17 protein-coding genes and 1 tRNA gene are annotated in these 22,831 nt (G+C 45.8%); 2 read left to right on the top strand and 16 right to left on the bottom strand.

What is annotated here, in order from left to right; translation table 11 throughout:
- Positions 1-253 precede the first annotated feature (253 nt).
- The 12 genes from KDD30_RS05690 to KDD30_RS05635 form a co-directional block, all read right to left on the bottom strand.
- A complete protein-coding gene (locus KDD30_RS05690; RefSeq protein WP_211647955.1) occupies positions 254-658 on the bottom strand; it encodes a hypothetical protein in 405 nt (134 codons plus the stop codon).
- Positions 658-864, bottom strand: a complete 207-nt coding sequence (locus KDD30_RS05685; protein WP_211647953.1) for a hypothetical protein — start codon at positions 862-864, stop codon at positions 658-660. The genes KDD30_RS05690 and KDD30_RS05685 overlap by 1 nt, the downstream gene beginning before the upstream one ends.
- Before the next feature lie 265 nt (positions 865-1,129).
- Positions 1,130-1,804: a hypothetical protein gene (locus tag KDD30_RS05680; RefSeq protein ID WP_211647951.1), complete on the bottom strand. Its 675-nt coding sequence runs from the start codon at positions 1,802-1,804 to the stop codon at positions 1,130-1,132.
- Positions 1,801-2,409: a hypothetical protein gene (locus KDD30_RS05675; protein ID WP_211647949.1), complete on the bottom strand. Its 609-nt coding sequence runs from the start codon at positions 2,407-2,409 to the stop codon at positions 1,801-1,803. The genes KDD30_RS05680 and KDD30_RS05675 overlap by 4 nt, the downstream gene beginning before the upstream one ends.
- A 378-nt stretch (positions 2,410-2,787) precedes the next feature.
- Positions 2,788-2,940 (bottom strand): hypothetical protein, encoded by a 153-nt coding sequence (locus tag KDD30_RS05670; RefSeq protein WP_211647947.1) that lies wholly within the window; start codon positions 2,938-2,940, stop codon positions 2,788-2,790.
- Between the two features lie 256 nt (positions 2,941-3,196).
- Complete coding sequence (locus KDD30_RS05665; RefSeq protein ID WP_211647945.1) at positions 3,197-3,556, bottom strand: hypothetical protein; 360 nt, start codon at positions 3,554-3,556, stop codon at positions 3,197-3,199.
- Complete coding sequence (locus KDD30_RS05660; protein ID WP_249199207.1) at positions 3,549-4,676, bottom strand: RHS repeat domain-containing protein; 1,128 nt, start codon at positions 4,674-4,676, stop codon at positions 3,549-3,551. Before KDD30_RS05660 ends, KDD30_RS05665 begins: the two co-directional genes overlap by 8 nt.
- Before the next feature lie 5 nt (positions 4,677-4,681).
- Positions 4,682-10,918 carry a VCBS repeat-containing protein gene (locus tag KDD30_RS05655; protein ID WP_211647943.1) on the bottom strand — a complete coding sequence of 2,079 codons (6,237 nt, stop codon included), beginning with the start codon at positions 10,916-10,918 and terminating at the stop codon, positions 4,682-4,684.
- 5 nt (positions 10,919-10,923) lie between these two features.
- Entirely contained in the window at positions 10,924-11,250 is a 327-nt protein-coding gene (locus KDD30_RS05650) for a hypothetical protein (RefSeq protein WP_211647941.1), read from the bottom strand.
- A gap of 741 nt (positions 11,251-11,991) precedes the next feature.
- Positions 11,992-12,189: a hypothetical protein gene (locus tag KDD30_RS05645; RefSeq protein WP_211647939.1), complete on the bottom strand. Its 198-nt coding sequence runs from the start codon at positions 12,187-12,189 to the stop codon at positions 11,992-11,994.
- Between the two features lie 266 nt (positions 12,190-12,455).
- Positions 12,456-14,153, bottom strand: coding sequence for a GGDEF domain-containing phosphodiesterase (locus tag KDD30_RS05640; RefSeq protein WP_211647937.1), 1,698 nt, complete (start codon positions 14,151-14,153; stop codon positions 12,456-12,458).
- Positions 14,154-14,405: 252 nt separating this feature from the next.
- Complete coding sequence (locus KDD30_RS05635; RefSeq protein WP_211647935.1) at positions 14,406-15,320, bottom strand: LysR family transcriptional regulator; 915 nt, start codon at positions 15,318-15,320, stop codon at positions 14,406-14,408.
- Between the two features lie 108 nt (positions 15,321-15,428).
- On the opposite strand from KDD30_RS05635, the gene KDD30_RS05630 reads away from it, so the two are divergent.
- Both KDD30_RS05630 and KDD30_RS05625 read left to right on the top strand, forming a co-directional pair.
- The gene (locus KDD30_RS05630) at positions 15,429-16,295 is read left to right on the top strand and encodes an MBL fold metallo-hydrolase (protein WP_211647933.1); all 867 of its coding nucleotides are present in this window, start codon (positions 15,429-15,431) and stop codon (positions 16,293-16,295) included.
- Positions 16,289-16,924, top strand: coding sequence for a DsbA family protein (locus tag KDD30_RS05625; RefSeq protein ID WP_211647931.1), 636 nt, complete (start codon positions 16,289-16,291; stop codon positions 16,922-16,924). Before KDD30_RS05630 ends, KDD30_RS05625 begins: the two co-directional genes overlap by 7 nt.
- A gap of 92 nt (positions 16,925-17,016) precedes the next feature.
- Here the strand turns inward: KDD30_RS05625 and KDD30_RS05620 are convergent.
- From KDD30_RS05620 to KDD30_RS05605, 4 genes are all read right to left on the bottom strand, one after another.
- Positions 17,017-17,090 (bottom strand) — tRNA-Cys (locus KDD30_RS05620).
- 199 nt (positions 17,091-17,289) lie between these two features.
- Complete coding sequence (gene nspC / locus KDD30_RS05615; protein WP_211647924.1) at positions 17,290-18,423, bottom strand: carboxynorspermidine decarboxylase; 1,134 nt, start codon at positions 18,421-18,423, stop codon at positions 17,290-17,292.
- An 81-nt stretch (positions 18,424-18,504) separates the two neighbouring features.
- Positions 18,505-19,749: a carboxynorspermidine synthase gene (locus tag KDD30_RS05610; RefSeq protein WP_211647922.1), complete on the bottom strand. Its 1,245-nt coding sequence runs from the start codon at positions 19,747-19,749 to the stop codon at positions 18,505-18,507.
- A gap of 69 nt (positions 19,750-19,818) precedes the next feature.
- Positions 19,819-22,704, bottom strand: coding sequence for a pyridoxal phosphate-dependent class III aminotransferase (locus KDD30_RS05605; protein ID WP_211647920.1), 2,886 nt, complete (start codon positions 22,702-22,704; stop codon positions 19,819-19,821).
- Between the last annotated feature and the right edge of the window lie 127 nt (positions 22,705-22,831).

The following is a 22,831-nucleotide window of genomic DNA, read 5'->3' as shown; positions in this document are numbered from 1 at the left end:
CTTGGACGAACATCGAACAATCCAAAGACGTAACCAACTTCTCCAACAATATGGCCTAACCTTCCATAATCAGACGGTCAAATAAAATCCACTATGAATTGTGTCTTCCTCACAATTCATTACCGATTGATTCGAATGTCTGTCCTTACAACACCGGCGTTAGCATTTCACGGTAATACCTAATCAATAACTTGAATACATCCTATCCACAATTTATACATATTGTCATAAGCTATTTAGAAAAGTAGATGAATCAACGCTCATAGATTTCAACGCTCAAAGTATTTTCCAGTATACTTATCAAATCTGTTGCCAAGCCATCCAAAGTAGAAACTGGTAACTTCTTATAATCTGTAACTGTAATAACCAACTCTCCAGAAACACCAACATTTGTAATAACAATAACTGGATCATCCTGATAATACAAAGCGTTAAAAAAAGCAGGCTCACCTAGGCTCAAATATTGCATGCTACTTTCATCTTTCCTGTATAAATACAAGTTATTTCTTACTGAAAACTCATTTATTACACTTTCAACCTTGCCATTATTAACATTATTATATTCAACCATATATGTTTTGTATGGTTGAATGTCCTCAGAATGGCAGGAGACACACTGAACAACAAAAAAAAGAATAACTAAAAATTTGTTAACCATTATCGTCCAAACCTATTAACTGCATCTTGAACACCAGGAACAAACAGCTGAATTCCTATCCAGTTTTTTATAGATGGTACACTACCATTACCTGTTCCAATCAAATCAAAATATAAGTTATCTTTCTCAAAATGAACTTGATATGTTACATCACCAGGGTGAAAATCATGACCTTTATGCGTAATATTAACACTTGTCCTTTCCACAATATTCTCCGAGTGATAAATTGACTGACACAATATCTATGGTAATCCCCATCAACCGATTGTGTGAATTTTATTCTGCTTGTTTATCTTTTGACCGCACCATTCAATAGCCTCGAATATCCACCACTAACTGCCACATTCTCAAATTTATCCCCAGAAAGAGCATACAAGTGAATGCCTGTATGAACGGTACCTGTCCTACAACTCAACTTGTACTTCGACCCATTTAAAGTCAAGACAGCCCCCTACAGAGAACATTTAAACTTTAAGGCCGAACTATCCATGAATCTATTTTATTAATTACCAATCTCAAAATTTCATCTACATGATTTACTAAGTTTTTTTCAGAAGTTTTCAGATTCAAAATCACATTTTTGTATTCAATATTTATACTACATGATGTAGGAATATCTATGGATTCTCGACTTTTTTTTCTCCCTTTCATTCCCCCCATAGGAAAACAGTCAGCCATCCACTTTGCCTTGATTTCACCATTGACAACACTGGCTTCGAACTTAGGAATTGTCTGCCAACCTGTACGTTCATCACCTTTGAACACTCGATAGAGTGTATCAAACTCTACAACTTGCTTACCTTCAACCGAAAAGTCTACAAGTTGTGAAAAGGAAGGTGAAAACCCGGTCAGTTTTGTACCTTCCCGTGAATACAAAATTGCCAAAATAGAGCTTTTAGGAAGCCAAGAATTTGCACCTAAATACTCCCGAAAAACTTCATCACGATTAAAAGACAACGCAACCATTCCAATATCACTGTCAAGGCTTCGACCATCCAAATAAGGTGGTGGTATCACTAAATAATCAGATGGTATTTTGTAAGAAAAGCCACCTAATGTGAATGAATATTGCCTATCATCGCAAGTCATGAGGCTCAAAAAAAGTCCAAAAAAAACCAAAAAAACGACTAACTTTTTTCTTATCATCTAATTCTATCCCCGACATAGTCACAGCCTGAACACCATATTGCTCTCATTAAATTTGGAGATGTATTTAAGAGTGTTCCTCCAAATTGCCATGACGACAATCCATGGTTGATAAATACTTCATGGTGATAATTTGCCGCTTGAGTTGGACTCAATAATCCAGGAATACCAATGTGATTATTAAAGTCATAATCAACAGAATTTATATGAGCCTCCATTAAGTCAACACCTAATGTATTAAGTGCCTCTCCCTTTAGACCCGTAAACATATTAGCCAAGCGCCCACCAACATATTTATACCCCACAAATGATTCATTATTAACAATACCAAGGGCGACTGCTGCGATTGGGTCACCTCGTTCCATACGTGAGGTCCAAAAAGCTTTTCTGTCATCAGCTTTAGCAAAAGCTCTCTCTTCATCCGTAATTCCAAGTTTCCCAAACTTCTCTCGCATATATTCGTCAATAGATTGCTCCTCTTGCTCACGATGACTCTCATCATTAAACAACCTCGAAAACGCACCTGACACAGCACCGTTCTCAAATTTCCCGCCACTTAACACAGAACCAGTCCAGTCAAGAACTGCTGCTACACGCGTCATCATCAACCTGACAGTTTAAGTAAGTTCATGAACAAATATTAAAATTACTGATATAAATATTGTAAAATACATATGCCTGATATTATTTACACACGACTTATATAACGAAACTTTATTATCATCATCCAAGTTAAATATTGAATCTCCTGGTGTAAAAGCTTCAACCTGGACGATATAGTAAACTTCGAGCCCCCCTTTCCTTAAGCCAAGCTGATACTGAAGCATATTGGCCAATATAACGCCTCTAAAAGCGAGCACCACAATAAAAATAAAACCCAATATAATCAAGAAAGTTACCATGCTTTAACTCCAGAACCTCCGCAAATTCCGAAACATCTAGGAGATATCAATTTCAACTCAATCTTCGTATTCAAATGACCATTAGGCTCCAAACGAGTAGCCAGTCATCAGGTGAACGATAGTATCTTTTATTTTCAGAATGTTCATCAGATCGAGCTCATCGACCTGCTCATGACCGGTATAACCTCGATTGGTCATTAAAGCCTGCTGGACAAAAGAGGCATCCGTTTCCAAAAAAATCACTCCCCTCCAATTATCATTATATCGGTCAGCTAAGCTCTCTTTTTAAATTGTATCTGCCCCCATTGAACACCACGACTTATATGAGTAAATTTTTTCATTTCCGCTAGACACCAAAAAATATGGCATTAATTTTTTCACAACCAAAATATCATCATAGCCATTTATAATCACAGAACCACTATAAATGACACATCGTCCCCAAAAAAACGCTTAACAATCGCCATAGGCACTGGTTGAGAAGTGACAGTCAAACTACCAACCAGTAAAATAAATTGAACATAAACAATCCAAATGAAAACTTAAACTCTCTCAAAAAAAGAAGATATATTATAAAAAACAAATTCACTAAAAAAGAAATTGATTTTAAGATAGATTGAATAAAAAACGAGCTACTTAGTCTATATGCATTTGATTCACTCTCTCTTCTTAGAGCCTGATCAAGTAACTCTACCTCTTCCTCTGTTAGCATATAGTCTTCATTAAATTTCTCAAATAAAACAGAGTACTCTGAATTACTTGAAATAAATCTATAGACATATCTTGTTCCTGCTTCTGCCACACATAAAACAAACAGTGAAAATAACACAAAATAAATATGTTTATTCATGCCCTAGAGCTCCCCTTAAATTAATCACAGTACAGTTCAGAGGACAAATCCTAAAATCTATAATCTTGGATTGAATCACCTGGCCAGTAGGTCTCCATCGGAAATTATTTGTTGGCTGTAAGTCAGAAATCTCAAGTAACTTTCCATCTTTTAAACCATACGTTTCATAATAAACATTTTCTTCATAAAGATTGAAGACCTTGCTCTGTTGCTCTAAAACGCTTAACTCAACATTCAAGTTTTTGCCTATTACCTTAGCTAAAAAGTCATTTGCACCTTCAATAGCGACCCACCCAGTTTTAACTGGCCTAACTTCTTGAACTGGCATACCATCTTTAAAAACCTGTTTCTCAACGACCCGACTATACTTAGCAACACCTAGTTTATCTTGAATCGTATCATTCAACATCCTCGAAAATGCGCCACTGACTGCGCCATTCTCAAATTTTCCGCCTGAGAGAGAAGAGACAGTTCCACCAACAACCGCACTGATCATGGCATTATACAATTTCTGCCCTAATCGCTGACTGCCTGTTGCCCCAAGTGCTTCAAATCCACCAGCCAACGTGAATGCTTGAGTTGAAAATGCAGAAATGAATCCATCACCAAACTGACCACCTTGCATAACTGAACTAAAACCACCAGCTACGCCGTGAGCAATTGCCTTTAAAGCCATTTCTGAACCCATCGGGTTCCAGGCATGCATCGCTCCAAAAGCAGCACCAGCGATACCACCAAGTAATGCAGACTTAAAGGATCGGCCGGTAATCGCTCCACCAATCGCGCCAGCGACAAATCCAACAGCGGCCAATTGCCCCGCAGAAAGTGCACCGATTGCAGCAGCCCAACCACCTGCTGCAGCAATCGATCCAACGGTTAACATATATGCTGCCGCGTAAGGCGCAACGACTGCAATTGCAATCGCAGCAACTGTTCTCCAATGTTTCTTTATCGACTTAAACAGCTTCTTAAAGAAATGGCCACTCGGGTCGTTGTACTTCATCGGGTTATTCAGCACATAACTATAGCGGTTGAACGACTGGCTATTGTCTGGTGCCTGAATGAAGGTGTCTGCGCTGACAAAGCGGCCCAGTGTTGCATCATACATCCGACCATTCATGTGAATCAGATCGACCTCATCGACCTGCTCATGACCGGTATAACCCGATTGGTCATTAAAGCCTGCTGGACAAAAGAGGCGTCCGTTTCCCAGACGAAATCCCGCTCTTTGCCCCAGGCATCAAAGTTGCGTCGGTCGACCACATTGCCCCATATGTCGGTGATCAGATCGGCACTGCCCAACGCATCGCTATGGAAGTAACGCAACTGCCTGTCGACAGATGCTTCCGTATCATTTTTCGTCGTTTTCTTATCGATATTCAGCGCGACCAGCTTACCGCCCGCATTGATGAACTGCTTGTGTTCAACATCACCGTTGCTGTAATCAACCCGTTCGTATGCTTTACCGAGATACCAGGTTTTGTCCCCTTTGTGATTCGTTTTCAGATATCGCGCCCTGTCCGGGCCATAGCTGAATGCAGCCCAGCGCTCGCCACGGGTTATTTGAGTCGGCTTATTAAAACTGCTCCACTCAAAGACCCGGCCATCGCCTTCCAGCATATTTCCGTTCAGATCATAAGTGTAAGTCTGGTCACCGGCTTGCGTGACCGCATGCACATGCTGTTTATCCTGATACGCATACTGGCCGACATCAGATTTATAACTGATGTTGCCATTGACGTCATAATCCACACGATAGGTTTTGTTGAACAGCGGATTGTCACGGTTCAGACCCAACGTATCGACGATTTTATTCGTTTTTAAACGATCGAGAACATCATAGGTATAGGACTCTGAAATCCCGGTGATAACATCTTCCCGCAACTGAACGTTATCCATCGCATCATAACGGTAGTGCAGCAATCGTTTCGCCGTTCTTCCCTGATGCGTAGAAATGTTCTGTAACTGCCCATTCCCTTCATTGTAATCATACTGGTTGAGCAGCCCGTTACCGTAAGTCTCAGCCGTAATCCTGCCTTCAGCATCCAAGCTGTTCAGTTTCCAGTAATAAATCCGGTTCTTCTTGATTTGCTGCTCGGTCAGATCCGTTAATTGCTCATACTGGATCTGGTTCTGTTCACCGATGTCTTCATAGCGAGAAGCCACCAACAGCGTTTGCTTGGTGAGCGTCACGAGTTGGGCCGCCGCTGCTGCATAAGTGGTCGCCTGCATCCGCGTATGCGCTTCCACATATTCAAGGCGCTGAATTTCAGCGGCCAGCTGATTCAACCGCTGGAAGTATGTGCTCACCAGACTATCGTAAATCTGAGGCATGGACTTGCTGATTCCAAGCCGGGTCAGATCATACTGGCCATCGTTGTTGTAATCCCCGAAGAAGGCGGTTTCGCCGGTGGCCGTCAGACCTGAGATTTTATTTTGCCAGTCCGACAGACTCACCTTACTTAATTGATCACCGACCAGTTTAAGATGGTAATTCGGTGGTGTGATCACCGGAATACTGACGTCATTGTGAATCAGAATAAAGTTATCCGGCACTTCCAGATACAGATCGCCTTGCGCATCACGATAGACCGAGAGCGTTTTATGATTCACCTGACTATAAATATCAGCATCACCACCGCGAATGTTATTCACCTGATCCAAGAGCCACTCGTATTCTTCCCGTCGCTGGCTGTAAGTCACGGCCTGATGCTGAAGCTCTTTTGACTTACTGACGTAATCAGATGCTTTGGCCAGCGCTTCGGCCAGCAGTGGCTTAATCACCTGATTGTATTCTGTCGGATTGAAATCCAGCCTGAACTGACTCGGTGCGCCATACACGCCCGTCATCACACCAGTCACATCATCATACTCATGTTCAAGCGTAAAGTTATTGGGCCGGATATCTTTCACCACACGACCAAATCTGTCATAGGCAAACTCACGCGCGAACGTATGATCCGCGGTGAAAATCTCTTCTTTCTGCAATTGACCGAGGGAGGTATAACTGAGTTTCTTCAGATAACCCGGTGTTTCTGAACGAATCAGTGCTCCCTGCCAGGTTTCACCCCCATAGCTGTCGTAATACCATTTGCTCTCGGTCAGTTGGCTTTTCGGCTTCTGATTTTCAACGATGAGTTTTTCATCAATACGCTTCACCATCCGGTTCAGCGCATCGTACTGCATCACAACGCTTTGCCCTTTCGCATCAGTCTGTTTCAGCAGATTGCCAAACGAATCATATTCATATCGCCAGAAGCCTAAATCGGGATCCTGGGTTGTTTGCTTATTCCCCAGGTCATCGTAGGTATTCAGGATGGTTGCACCGCCTGCGCCCGTTGCTTTCACCAGCTTTCCAGTCGGGCTATATTCATTCACCACACTTGCAGACATCGGTTGTTCAATGCGAACAACCCAACCCATGGCATTGCTGTAGGTTGTTTTCTTCCGCCCGAGCGCATCGGTTTCAGTGACTTTGAGCGGCGCATAAACATAAGAAGCGTATACATCTCCTTTGCCTGCTGGCCCCGGCTCTGAAACAGACTGGAGGCGCCCCAGTGCATCATAGGTGGTATTCGAATATTGGGGAGTGTCACCCTGATAATAAGGGCGGCTGACCCTGACAATCTGATTTTTTTCGTTATAGAAGGTATCTTTCAGAATCCAACGCTTGCCCCCAACGGACAATCTCGCCGTACGCCACTCACGTTTGAATTGATCAAAGAACTGCCTGACTTCACCGCTTCCTTCTGATTTGGTGATCACGCAGTAAACAATCTGATTGTTGGGTTTCAGCGCATGGCATTGCGAGTTATTGACTGGCAGATACTGGATGGAAGTATTGAGTTGCGATGCTGTTCCTTTCAGAACTTCTTTATTCGTTTCCCGGCCAAATTCATCGTAATCAGTCGCAGCGACCAGCCCATTGCTGTCTTTGACCGTCGCCGTATTTTCATAGCGGTTAATAATTTGAGTTGACGATTGCCCCATTGCATTTGTTGTCACAACCGTGACCAAATCACCGCTGTAAGTTTTCTCAACCGTCGACCGTCTTTGTGCAATACCGCCATTGCCTGCATCACCACTGACGAGAGTGGATTCAACAACCCCCTCATCATTCCGTGTATATGTGGTCGTTAAGGCCAGTAAGCTTCCCGCAGCGGAGACTTCTTTGGACAACAATCCCGTTGCAGGATCATATTCGAAAGATGCCGTTCTGGTTTCAGTCTGTCCGCTTGGGTCCCGATGGATCACCGACGATGTTGTTAAGCGGCCCAAATACCATGTCGATGTGTCATTTTTATAGCTGCTTTGCGTTACTTTACTGAACGTTTCATCAGCGAAACTAACAGGGTTCTTTGCGGTTGTTGATACAGTGACTGTGCCGACATTTCCAAATTCATCGATGTCTGCATTTTCAGTGATCACGGTTGAAACCAGTTGGCCACTCAGATCATAACTTTTCTCTGTTGTTTTATTCTGTTCGACCTGATATACCCGAGCCGTCGTCACCTTGTTAACAGTTTTCGTTAAGAGTTGGTACGGATGACCATTCGATACCGTTCCCTCCTTCGAAATTTCATAAATAACGCTAGACTTCCCCTGAAGTTGTGGCCTCACCGCTTCAATCTCGGCAGAAGACAAACTCTTGACTGTCGCTAAATGAATCGGGTTACCATTTTCGTCATATGAATAAACGCCCCCTTTATCAAATAAATAAAATTCATGAGATGGAATCACAACAGGAATCACAACATCACTATGGATCGGAATAAATCGATCCGGTGTTTTCAGGTAATTTTTCCCATTGGCCTGATAGAATTCATAGCGGTTCGTTTCTGCCGTTGACAGTGTCTCTACTTTGCCAAAAATCGGACTGAGGCTGACCGTTTCAGCAACTTGCTGTTCAACATGTGAAGATGTTAACGTCACACCTTGATGAAAGGTATTTTGGCTCTGATTCAACAGAACCGACTTATGACCAAAATATTCACGACTTTCTTTTACCGTGCCATTCAGTGGAAACTCGTTATTGTAATAAGTCTCACGAACACGCGTAATCTTGTTTCCGTTTTTCTCTTTTTGCTGAATCCATGCAAACCCGGAAAAACCATGTCCGAGCAAATGATAGCTGGCCGTACCATACGTGAAATCATAGGTATTGAATTGATTTGTACCCGCACCATTTTCAGACTTGAGCTGTTTCACAATATACATCGGGCCGTAAGCATTCAGTTGCGGAAATTTATAATTCAGTTGACGCGTATCACCAGGATATTGCGCATCCTTATGATAGGTTTGACTATCAAATAGCGTTGTGAATACAACGGAAGAATGATGCCCTAAACCATTCGTGGCACCCGTAAATAAAACAGGAGAAGGTTTGATTGTCGTATTGCTATGGCATGCAATAGAACTATTTAATCCAGAGGTTTTCCCAACGTGACCACAGTATTCAATATTACCGTCACTATTAATATCAACGATCCAGTTCTTGCTGGTATATCCCCAATCCGAAATCACAAAAGAGTAGTTCGACCAAGTATTCGAACCACTCATTGAAGTGCACAACATGGTGTAGGGTTTACCACCAACGGCACGACAATAGTCTTGTTTGCCGTCTTTATTGAAATCGACCCACCATCGTTTATCGCTGTAGCCCCAATCCAGCCCTGAAACTTCAAAACCTGTTTTCAGGTCATTCACTTTCCCCACAGAACCCAGTGAACAACGCAACCTGCTGTTTGCGCCTGATTTATCCCCGACTGCACGACAATAATCGCTGGCTCCATCCCCATTAATGTCCGTCCACCAACGGCGATCGTCATAGCCCCAGTCATCAACATGAAGATCTTTCGTCGCATAGATTCTGTCGCCATTAAAAAGGTCACAGCGCAACGTACCGCCATGGCCCGCATCGCTCACAGCACGACAATAATCCTGGAAGCCATTCCCATCGATATCTGTCCACCAGGTTCGTTGAATATCACCCCAGTTTGAGATATTAAATTTCTTCTCATAGAAAGACCGGCCATCTTTATTCATACTACAACGCAACAGGCTGCCATCACTGCGGCAGAAATCCACTCTCCCGTCCCCATTAAAATCCAGCCACCAGCGTCTGTCTTTGTCGGTTCCCCACGAACCAATATGAATAGAAAAGTTTGTTACGCCACCTTTCGAAAAGTTTGAACAATATAAATGGCTATCAGACAGTGAACAATATTCTGTTTTCCCATCATTATTCACATCCAGCCACCAGCTTTCACTCGCAGCTTTATAATGATAAGTATGAGTAAAAGAACTCCCGTTTCCTAAGTTACAATCGATTGTCTTCGGTCTAAACTCGTAGAGCCCATCTGTTGTGACTTTGTTATATTTCTGGCAATAATCGAGCTGCTTATCGCCATCAACATCAACCCAAGCCCCATCTGATACACCGCCAGAGGACCAGTTCGGGACTTTGACTGAAGAAGAGCGATTTAAACTGAATGCCGAATTTCCGTTCCAGTGAAAGTTTGTTTTCGGCAAACAGCTTCCGTTTGCACCGCAATATTGAACAGAGACAAGACGTGTCGGAGTATTCGTCCGAAAATCTGAACCTGAATAGGACAGATGATAGGTATTCTTTAGTTTTCCGTTGATCGCAATACTTACCTTGGACAGTTTCTCGTACTGCTGCTTGACCTTGCCATTTACCTTACTGATCAGGCCATTTTGCAATGACGATGTGTTGGTTTGATAGGCAAAATCAATACTGTATACATCGTAAGTCATCTGACGAATCAGATGCCTGTCAGTGTATTTGTATCGGATAACATTCTTGTTCGTTGTATCCGTTGACTCAGTGAGCAACCAGACTAAATTTTCTGAGTCATTTTGATAAGTCAGCACATCACCAGACTTCGTTCTGACGATAAACTGGCTTGAGGCACCGAGTGAATCGCCGGTCAACGTGATCTGACTATACTGATCAATTTCCGTTTTGTAGCGCGATCCACTTTTCCCCCGCTGACCAGAAACCGAAATCAATCGGGAGCCATCCAAACAAAAATTATCTTCATAGGTATAGTTTGGAGATCGCTGAAATCCGTCTGTACCAAATGTTGAGCCACAACGCGAAATGACACTCAGCCCTGATAAGGAAAATCCTGGCCCCAATGAGCTATAACCTGAACCCTGACTGCTATAAGCAATCGTCAATTGCGGGGTATTTCCACCACGACCTTCCGGAAGCTGCAACGGGATTTGATACATCGCCGAACCGGCATCCACCAATAGTTCACCGGGTAAAGTTCCGACTGTACTGGCATGAGAAACAGGCGTGAGTAATACGAACATTGCCAACAATAAGCGATACATTATTTTTATTCCTTATTCAAATATTGTTGTAATGAGGAAATCTCTTCATCCAGTTGATTGAGATCGTAGTCATCCGTATCCTGCCGCTCCTTTGCAGAGTCTTCTAATATTGTTTGCTCATCCTTGAGTACAAGTTTTCTCAACTGTTTTACGCTGACCTGATTGTTCAGCTTATCAACTGAAAACCTGTCTTCAACAAACTGTCTGTCGCTGGAATCTTGTGGGTGCTCCTGCGCTTCTGAAAGTTTTTTCTGGCCATCCAGATACCAGAGATAGTAGTTCCCTAAAGCCACAACAAGGGTCATGCTCAATATCAAAGTTATTTTTTTCATACCTACCGGAACTGAAATGATGATTACAGTAAATATTCGTTAAATTATTGACACCCATATTCAGAATGTAACATTGTAATATCCGAATAGAATACATTCATGCTAACCGTTCTGAGCATGTGAAACCAGCCCTGTTCAGCAAATGTAATACAAGAGTCCGGACCATTCTATTTTTCAGTCTAAAATGACTATTTTTAATCGAGCCACCCTCGTAAATAGCCACGCCCATCACTTCTCTCACTCCTTATATTGATAAAACAACATCTATGCATTCAATTGAAAACCTCTTTTCGAATGATAGAAATAAGGCATTCGTCTTTTAGGAGACAATACAAAAATCCTGTTTGAACTGGGTAGGAAATAACGTGCATAAAGCATCGTAGACCAAAGCAAAATAATGCAGTGAAACTGAAAGCCAAGCTGACTCGGAATCCGTCATAGCTCAGTAGAAAAGAGGTTGGTTTGCTGAACCGAAGATTGCTCCATTGTAAACCGCTCAAAGAAGAATAATATGCTGATGGTCAGGTTTTTTATTTTTTAACGTTTTTTCGCGCCATTTCATTTATCGCCTCCGATTGATTCATCAACCCAACAGCGTTCAATCGCTGAAGAGAGGAATGCTCGAATTGGTAATAGATTTATCTCATAAAAAAATAGATATTTAATTCATGTAAACTGAATACATAAAATACAGGCCGAATGAAAAATCCAAGACTAACCCCCTCAGGACAAAAATATACTTTACCAATAGTCATTAAACCCACATTTAACCCTGTTGAAATTAATGCAAAAAAATAAATCACCAGCAATATCTAAATCATCATTCACTCTTATTTTAAGCGTAATTATAGCGATATTGGCATCAGCAAAGTCAGCAACAAATTTGAATACATTATCTTCGCTCCCCCCTGGATATAATGCGTATTGCAATACAGTCATCTCTCACTTCATGATCATCGTTCTATGATAAAAACCCAATATGTGAAGTTAACTGCTTCATCACAATAGCTTGTACAGTGCACACGACAAAAAGACAGAGAACTCGGGCTGAAAGCCACGAAAACGGATCAGGAGATGAGGCTTTTCAGCGCAATCTGTTTATCGCCAGAAAGGCGTTTGAGGAAACATCAGTATTGCAGCAACGTGAAGTGTTGAATCAAGCAAGACAATACCTGCCCTGCTTGATTCATGGCGTAGAATGGCTTTTACTCGGGGCGAATTGCCAGATCCATCAACTTCTCCCCGACCATCGGCCGGTAGAAGTAATAGCCCTGCATCAAATCGACACCCGCCTCTCTGACCAGATCTGCTTGTGCCAGATCTTCGATCCCTTCTGCTATCACCATGATTTCTTTCTCCTGACAAATCGCAACCAGGAATTTAACATATGAGAAGACGGATGAATCTTCTGCCATTTTGTTGACAATACAGCGATCCAGTTTGAGCTGCGTGAACGGAATGGAAAAGAACGTATTTAAAGAAGAGTATCCCGAGCCAAAATCATCCAGTGAGATTGAAAAGCCAAGTTTATTCAGTGCCAGTAGTTGCTGAACGGCAAAGACATTGGTTTCCAGAACCACAGATTCTGTCACTTCAATTGATAAATACGCAGAAGAGAGCTGGTGCTGTTCGACAATCGCCAGAAACTTTTGCACAAAATCTGCCTGCATCAACTGAATTGCCGAAATATTCACCGATACTTTAAAGTCGTGCTGATGCGTTTTACGGTACTGAGCAATAAATGAACAAGCCAGATGTAACACATGATAGCCAAGCGGAATAATATCCTGATTGGCTTCCGCGATACCGATAAACTCCCCCGGGTTAATTTCGCCATAACAGGCACTGTGCCAGCGAAGCAAGGATTCAACACTTTTGATTTTGCCCGTTGAGGCACAGACAATGGGTTGGAACATCAGATAGAACTCATCATCCTGAATCGATTTTTCAATCCCTGTTTCAAGGAATAAATGTCGCTCAATTGCACGCTGTTCATCATCGGCATAAAAGGCAATGCGCGAGTCATGCTCTTTGCCATAACGCATGATCAGCATCGATTTATACAGAATCGATTCTTCATCCTCAGTCGCGGCTGGATCTCCCGGTAACTGATAGACACCTGCACTTAACCGTTGAATGGTTGTGTCGTGTGCCGCGCGGAATCGTTGATCAAAGCCCGTGATAGCCTGGTTAATCGTACTGCACAAGGAAGATCTTTCTTGGGTCTCTTTGAGCATGACGACAAATTCGTCGGAGTAGGAACGGAAAATCATCGCGGTGTCAGGGAAAACTTCCGAGATGGCCTCAGCACACATTTTGATCAGCGTATTGCCGGATTCAAAGCCAAACACTTCAACAAACTGGCTGAATTTACTCAGACCAAAAGTAATAATGGTGCCCGGTGTGCCCTCCGTCTGCATCACATTCAGTTGTTCAACCAATTGACGCCGATTACCCAGCCCGGTCAGCGTATCCTGATACGCCAGTTGAAACAGCTTTTCGTCATGCTGCTTTTTTTCTGTAATATCTTTGTGTGAGCCAACCAAATACTGCAGTTCGCCGTCTTCGTCTGTACCGAGCACGCCAATGGCTTCAATCCAACGATATTCGTTCTGTCGGTTTCGAATCCGATACTGACTGGTGAAATAGCTAATCTGCTCTGTAACCTGTTGATTCACATTATTTTTGAACTGCTCTATATCGTCAGGATGCATAATCGCAACCCATTCTTCCAGAGGCGAAGAATGTAAAGTCACTTCGAAGTTTTCGTAGAAACGTGTGTTATAAAATTTGACCACATTCCCTGGCATCAATTCCCACAGGCCTTCACTGCCCGCATCAAAAATTTCTAACAAACGGTTCTGATTTACAGCTAAATTGATGTCGATGATGCCTGATTTCACGCTGTACCAGTTCCCTGTTCCGATGAAAAAATGAGCGCGCAATATACCACACGGGGATACGTTTTAAATATACCCACAAAGCGAAGATGTGCTTTATGAATCAATATAGAGAAAAAACTCAGTTAAAAACTCACTTTGCTACTCAAGTCAAATTATGAAGCTATGGAAGTATCAATTTCCGGAATATCTGACTTACATAATTGACGAATAGGATGATTTTTGCGCTGTGTGATTGAATTTGTTCAGTTTTATTTACAGTTCGTCCATCGCTGAGCCCGAGAGCCAGTCAACCCCATCAAAAACCTCTGCCAGATGATCAATCAATCCCCGGACTGCTGGCAGCAGATACTCTCTTGAAGGATACAGGGCATAGATCGACATCGATTTTGGTGCCCAATCCGGCAAAATCGCCTGAAGTTGGCCGCTGGCAAGTTCTGCAGCAACTAAATAAGTCGGTTGCATGCTGATCCCGGCTCCCGCGATGGTTGCCGCTTTTAACACCGTTGCTTCATTGGAAATAAACCGGCACTGCACTTCAACAGATTCCGTCTGGCCCGATTGGGTCAGATGCCAGACCTGCTGTTCGAAACTACGGTTTCCCAGACATTGCTGACGGGTTAAATCAGCTGGTGTGCGAATCTCCGGAGCAACGGCCAGATAGTCCGGAGAGGCCACCAAAACCGAATCACATCGGGCAATGGGTTTACCAATCAGTGCCGGGTCCGGCGCCATGGCAATTCGAATGGCCAGATCAAAACGCTCTGCAATCAGATCGGTGACCTGATCCCGGACATCCACTTCCACCGACACGTCCGGATGCTGACTCAGGAAAGACTGTAACGCCGCTGCCATCTGTGCATGGCCAAACGACATACTGGTTGTGAGCCGGATATGGCCGGACAACCGACCGGTTGGCTGAAGCGCGACGGCAATTCGCTCTGCCTGCTCCACCCACACCCTCATTTCTTTGAAGCATTGCTGACCTGCCGTCGTTAATGCAACTTTGCGGGTTGTTCGTTGCAACAGTCTGGCCTGCATCCAGTCTTCCATTGTCGTGATATAACGCGTCACCATGGAGCGGGACATCGCCAGCCGATCGGCTGTCGCCGTGAAACTTTCTGTGGTTGCGACATCAATAAAGACTTTTGCAGCCGTCAGTCTGTCCATCTTTTTGTCCGATTTAAGAAACAATGTTGTTGAAGATTGATTCTATATCCAATCAAATGAGACCGCTATGATGCATGCCATTCCCAAGTCAACTTCTGGAGCAAACCCATGAAAAAAACATACTTAATGGCCGCATCATTCATCGCACTGTCGACTGCCACACTGGCCGAAGCAGCCCCGCTTGCCACTCAGGTTTACAACGCAGATGGCAATAGCTTCCACGTCAATGCCACACTGGTTTATGGTGAGCACGATGCCCTGCTGGTGGATACCGGGTTTACCCGTGCTGATGCGATGCGTATCGCTGCCATGGTGCTCGATAGCGGCAAGACGCTGAAAACGATCTTTATCAGTCAGGCTGATCCGGATTACTATTTTGGTGCACAGGTTCTGAAAGAACAGTTTCCTGAAGCACGCCTGATCACCACGCCTGCGGTTCGCGCTGTGATCAAGGAAAAAATGGCGGGCAAACTCGCGTTCTGGACACCAAAAATGGGCGGCAACGCACCCACTCAAACCTTGCTGCCAGAGGCTTATCACAAAACAACACTGACCGTTGACGGTGAAACGGTAGAGATTCGCGATACCACTGGCGAACTGGCACACCGTCCTTATCTGTGGATCCCGTCCAGCCAGACCATCCTGGGCAATGTTGCAGTCTATGGCAATGTTCATTTGTGGATGGCGGATGCGCAGTCTCAGGCTGAGCAACACGCCTGGACACAACAACTGGAAGCCATGGAGGCCCTAAAGCCAAAAACGGTCATTCCGGGCCACATGAAAGCAGGCACGTCTATGACGGCTGAAAACATCACATTTGCGTTGGACTACCTGAAGGCATTCCAGCACACCGTAAAATCCAGTGACAACAGTCAGCAGGTCATCGACAAAATGACAGCCCGTTATCCGGATGCCGGCCTGCCTATGGCACTGAGCATTGGTGCAAAAGTCCACATGGGAGAAATGAAATGGTAAACGCTGCTGCGACCGTTCACTATTATTACGATCCAATGTGCGGCTGGTGCTTCGGCGCCAGCCCTTTAATCGAACACCTGAAGACGCGTCAGGATATCCGGCTGGTTATGCATCCGGGTGGCCTGTTTCACAACCGAGCGCTGGATAAAGGCACCCGCGCACATTTTCTGGAAAGCGATCAGCGGATTCAGTCGCTCAGTGGCGTGGCATTTGGCCCATCTTATCAGTCAAAAATGCGTGAAGCAGACACCGTCGTCCTGGATTCAATGCTGCCAATTCGCGCAATTCTGGCGGCAGAGCAATGTGGTTTCCCAGCAACCGAGATGCTGAAACTGATTCAGCTTGCCCATTATCAGCAGGGAAAAACCGTGCATGATCCGGCGGTACTGGCTGAGTTGGCAGAAACGATGGGGATTGAGGCGGATATCTGGCAGGCAACATTCACAGCAACGAATGAACAGGATGTTATCTCAGCATCAATCCGGCAAATGATGCAGTATCAGCTTCAGGGTTATCCATCCATGATGGTGGAAAAACAGGGCCAATGGCAATCGGTTCCGGTGCAGTCATTCTTTGGCAAACTGGATGCATGGGATAGTTTTCTGAATCGCCTGTCTGAAACGGACTGATTTCAATACAGATTGGATCAAAAAACCCAGCTGGAAAGCTGGGTTCTTGATGTCTTGCAGGACCGAAGTGATGCTTTCACTTCAATCGAATATGGAGGCGCGTCCCGGAGTCGAACCGAGGTCCACGGATTTGCAATCCGCTGCATAGCCACTCTGCCAACGCGCCATTTTGTAAGACCGCTTCACGTTGCCGCGGTACAGGTGCTAATTTACTGATTTTCAATTTTGAGTCAAACATTAATTGTCATTTTTAATTCAGTTGCTCAATTTTCCGTTCAACCAGTCAAAAACTGCACCAATACTGCTGTGAGCCCGATAAAACAAGGGCCGGTCATCGACCAGCCCTCAATTTTAGTCATGCTCAATTATTGAACAGACCACTGAGACAACGAGCGTTTGAAGTCTTCATAGCCAAACTCGTTGAGTTTCTGAATATCGCCGTTTGCACGCTGACAGTAAATCGACGGCATTTTCAGGCCATTGAACCAGTTCAGTTTCACCATGGTATAGCCAGCGCTGTCCATAATGTGCAGACGCTGACCAATTTTCAGAGGTTGATCGAACTGCGTGACACAGAACTGGTCGCCAGCCAGACAAGAACAGCTGCCAATCACATAGCGGTGATCGCCCTGCTCGCTCGCGCCACGAATCGATGCGGGTTCGTTATAGATCAGAGTATCCAGACGATGCGCTTCAGTTGCACTGTCGACAATGGCTGTTTTCAGCTCATTTTCAACGATATCGACCACAGTCACGACCAGATCGGTGGTTTGCGTAATAATCGCTTCACCCGGCTCAAGGTATAACTGAACGTTGTGCTTTTCAGAGAATGCTTTCAGCGCCTCGGCCAGCTTCTCAACATCGTAACCCGGCCAGGTAAAGAAGACACCGCCACCCAGGCTCACCCACTTCAGTTGGTCGAGATAAGGGCCGAACTGATCAGAAATAGAATCCAGCAGACGAATAAAGGCATCGACGTCTTTGTTTTCACAGTTCATGTGGAACATCACCCCATCAATGTTCTGAAAAACCTCAGCATTGATGTGATTCACCTGAACGCCCAGACGCGAGAACTGCCGCGCCGGATCAGCCAGATCCTGACCAGCGTAGCTCACACCCGGGTTCAGGCGCAGACCGAGCTCTGCTTTGCCTTCCACCAGATGACGATAAGCTGCCAGTTGATTCTGCGAGTTGAAAATCATTTTGTCGCAGATGTCCGCGACTTCTTTCACGTCGTCTTCGCTGTAACCCACGCTGTAAGCATGCGTTTCACCACCAAAAGTGTCGTAACCCAGCTTCACTTCAAACGGGCCGCTACTGGTGGTGCCGTCCAGGTACGGTTTGATAATGTCAAACACGCCCCAGGTTGAAAAACATTTCAGGGCCAGAACCAGCTTCACGCCAGACAATTCTTTCAGTTTCTTTGCGATTTCAAGATTGCGGATCAGCTTGGTCTCATCAATCATGAAATACGGGGTTTTTAATTCTGGATGCTGCATTTTTGCTTCACTTCCATTCAAAGAAGCCGATGTCGTTTCCGACACCGGCTGAGTACGATTCAATGAAATTCACAATCGTGATTATTTCAGAATATTGATGTGTGGCTGACGGGGATCCAGCTCCTGAACATGCCAGTCCAGACCAATCTTCGGCATCGTCTCCAGGAATGGGTCCGGATTCAATTGCTCCATGTTGAAGACACCGGCATCCGCCCACTCGCCGCGGAAATACTGCAGTGCCGCAGTGATGGCTGGCACACCTGTGGTGTAAGCAATTGCCTGATGCTCAACATCTTTGTAAGCCACTTCGTGATCGGCATTGTTATAAATGAACACACTGCGTGGTTCGCCTGACTTGGTGCCCTGAACCCAGGTACCGATGCAGGTTTTGCCGGTGTAACCCGGTGCCAGCGTGGTTGGATCAGGCAGCAGTGCTTTCAGCACTTTCAGGGGCTCAACCACGGTGCCGTCACCCAGTGTGACCGGATCCGGACTCAGCAGGCCGATATCACGCATACAGTTGAAATAGTTCAGGTAACGGTCACCAAAGCCCATCCAGAATTCAATCCGTTTTGCCGGGATGAACTCTTTCATCGAACGTACTTCGTCGTGCGCCATGGAGTAAACTTTGTGGCTGCCCACTAACGGGAAGTCAAATTCCATCATTCGGGTGTGACAAGCCACCTGCTTCCACTCACCATCTTCCCAGTAGAAAGAATCGCCCTGAATTTCCAGCATATTGGTTTCAGGATCGAAGTTGGTCGCAAATTTCTTACCATGGTCGCCTGCGTTGACATCCATCACATCGATGCTGTCAATTTCATCGAACAGGTGCTTCACTGCATAAGCAGCAAAAACACTGACCACACCCGGATCGAAACCGGCACCCAGAATTCCGGTAATGCCCGCTTCTTTAAATTTCTCGCGGAAAGCCCACTGAGGGTCATAGGCTTCTGGCACCTGCTGGCCTTCGCTGCACAGGTCTACCGCCACGGAAGTATCCAGATAGGACACTTTTGCCTGATAACAGGCTTCCATAATTGCAACGTTCACCCAAGGAGGACCAGCGTTAATGACGAGATCAGGCTGAACCTCTTTGATCAGTGCCACCAGGGCATCGACATCATCTGCATCCACAGCACGTGCTTCAAGCTTCTTGCTCGGATCTTTCAGGTTGTTGCGACCCTTGATGGATTCAATGATCTGTTCGCACTTGTTCACAGTACGCGAAGCGATAGTGATATCACCTAACACATCATTGTTTTGAGCAGCTTTATGGGCAATTACCCAGCCCACACCCCCAGCACCGATTTGTAAAATTGCCATACTAATAATTCCGTCTTCTTCAGATATATCATTGGCTTGCCCCAGCCCCACTGAGGCAAGCCACGTGTATCAGTCAACCAGTGAACAAGCAAGCTGGTTAACGTCATTCAACAGATTCTCAAAGTCTGCCATGGTCAGGCATGGGTTGAGAATCGTAAACTTCAGGGCACTCTTACCGTCAACCACGGTTTCACCCAGAACTGCCACACCTCTCACTAAAGCTTCGAAGCGCAGTTTTTTGTTCAGTTTGTCCAGATCAGCACCTTCTGCGCCGACAAAGCGGAAGAGTACAGTCGACAGCGCCGGATCAGCCAGCAGTTCAAACGCTTCAGACTGGTTGATCAGATCCGCCACCTGTTGTGTCTGTCCCAGCAGATGATCATACATCGCACCCAGCGCCTGCGTACCCACAGCCTGCATCGTCATCAGCACTTTCAGTGCGTCAAATCGCTTGGTGGTCGCAATAGACTTGTCGACCAGGTTTGGCACAACGTCGTCTTCGCGGTTCAGGTAGTCTGCATGATGCAGCAGGTACTTGAACTTGCTCTTGTCTTTGATGATCACGGCACCACAGCTGATTGGTTGATAGAACAGCTTGTGGAAGTCCACACTGATCGAATCCGCACGCTCAATGCCGTGCAGGCGTGTTTTGTGACGGCTCAGAATCAGCGCACCGCCATAAGCACCATCCACATGCAGCCACATATTGTGCTGTGCTGCGATATCCGCCAGACCGTCCAGATCATCAATTGCACCGTGATCCGTTGTGCCCGCAGTCCCGACCACAGCAAATGGCATCAGGCCATCACGCTTGAGCTCATCAATGCGCATCACCAGAGATGCCAGCTTGATGGTGCCGTCCGGATGTGTCTCAACGGTCTCAACCGCATGTTCACCCAGCCCCATCAGGGACGCGGATTTCTGAACCGTGAAGTGAGACTTCTTCGAGCACAGAATACGCATCTTACCCGCGTACTCAGGCAGACCTTGTTTCTGGATGTTGTGGCCAGATTGATTGTCTGCGAACCAGTCGCGTGCCAGCAGAAGACCCATCAGGTTGCTCTGCGTGCCGCCGCTGGTGAAGACACCATCCGCTTCCTGACTGTAACCGTACACGCCGCACAGCCAGTCAATCACTTTCTGCTCAACGAAGGTTGCAGCGGTTGCCTGATCCCAGGAATCCATCGACTGGTTCAGGGCTGCAATAAATGCTTCCGCAGCCACAGCCGGAACCAGAGGTGGCGTGTGCAGGTGCGCAATACAATTCGGGTGCTGAACCATGATGGAGTTCTTGGCAATCAGTTCACCCGCCTGATCAATCACAGCTGCCAGTGGTTGCTGCTGATCGGTCAGCTCCAGATTGTTAATCAGGTCTTTCAGAACCTGAGGCGCCATCCCCGAGTAAGGAGCCGTCGTGCCTTCAAAAACTTGCTTCAGCACTTTGGTTGTTTGATTCAGTGCAGCTTCAAATTGATCAGCACCACCTTCACCCGTCTGGATGAAGAACGAGCGCCACTGGTCAGCATCGGTCACTGTCGACTTTTCGACCACTTTGGCCGGGCCCGCTGTTGCGATCATCGCTTTGCTTAATGCGTCCAGCGCGAAATCAATCTGTTCAAAACTGATGATCAACGGCGGCAGGAAGCGCAGGACAGACCCCTGACGACCACCTTTTTCAATCATCAGACCGCGCTCCAGCGCAGCACGCTGAATTTGCATGGTCAGCTGCGGATCCGCTTCCGGCTCGCCAAATTTATTCTTTTTGCCGCCTTTGACGATCTCGATGCCCAGCATCAGGCCTTTACCACGAATCTCGCCAATGCAGTCAACATAAGTTGCGATACGCTCCAGACCTTCACGCAGGTACTGACCCGCAACACGTGCGTGCTCAACCAGATTGTCACGACGGATGATTTCCAGTGCTTTTGCACCTGTGGCCATCGCCAGCTGGTTGCCGCGGAATGTACCGGTGTGCTCGCCCGGACGCCAGCTGTCTACAGACTTGTCGAAGATCAGAATCGACATGGGCAGACCGCCACCAACGGCTTTTGACAGGCACAGAATGTCCGGGTGAATGCCCGCTTCTTCAAAGGCAAAGTTGAAACCGGTTTTACCGATACCACACTGAATTTCATCGAAAATCAGCAGGATGCCATGTTCTTTGGTGATCCGGCGCAGTTCACGCAGCCAGAATGCCGGTGCCGGGATCACGCCGCCTTCGCCCTGAATCGGCTCAACAATAATTGCCGCAGGCTTCTGAACGCCGCTCTCGTCGTCGTTCAGCATACGCTCAAGATAACGCAGGGTTTGCTTCGCACCCTCGTCTCCACCCATACCAAACGGGCAGCGCAGGCTGTAAGGGAATGGCATGAAATGCACGTCGGCCATCAGACCCTGACGACGAGCCTTGGTGTTCAGGTTACCCATCATTGCCATGGTGCCGTTAGTCATCCCATGATACGCACCATGGAAAGCCATCATCACATTTCGGCCTGTGGTTTGCTTCGCCAGCTTAATCGCTGCTTCTACGGCATCTGCACCCGATGGGCCACAGAACTGAATGCGTGCATTGGCAGCAAACTCATCTGGCAGGAAGTTCATCACTTCACGGATAAACTTATCTTTGACAGGCGTCGTCATATCCAGCGTCTGATACGGCAGACCCGCATTCAGCTGATCGATGATCGCCTGATTAATCTCAGGGTGGTTATAACCCAGCGCCAACGTTCCAGCACCGGCCAAGCAGTCCAGAAAAACCTGGCCGCGAGTGTCTTCGACCAATACACCTGATGCTTTTTTGATTGCCAGCGGCAAACGACGCGGATATGAACGCACTTCCGACTCATAGTGCTCCTGACTGAGCAGCAGCTCATCCGGGGTCAGGTCATAAAGGTCATGAACAACAGGAACATTGGACGCATGCTTGACATCGTCTAAATCAAACACATTACTCATTGGTATGTAATCCAAAAATAGTGAAGCCCACCAGCGGTGGTACTTTTGAGTATAAAAGACATTGATAAGTCAAATACTTACCGGAAACGCGCGACTCAGCACACAACTAATCCCGCCAGCGATTCAC

The sequence above is a fragment of the Photobacterium sp. GJ3 genome (assembly GCF_018199995.1).
GTDB lineage: Bacteria > Pseudomonadota > Gammaproteobacteria > Enterobacterales > Vibrionaceae > Photobacterium.
The sequence above is the reverse complement of the archived record's forward strand: the minus strand, read 5'-3'. Positions and strand labels throughout refer to the sequence as shown.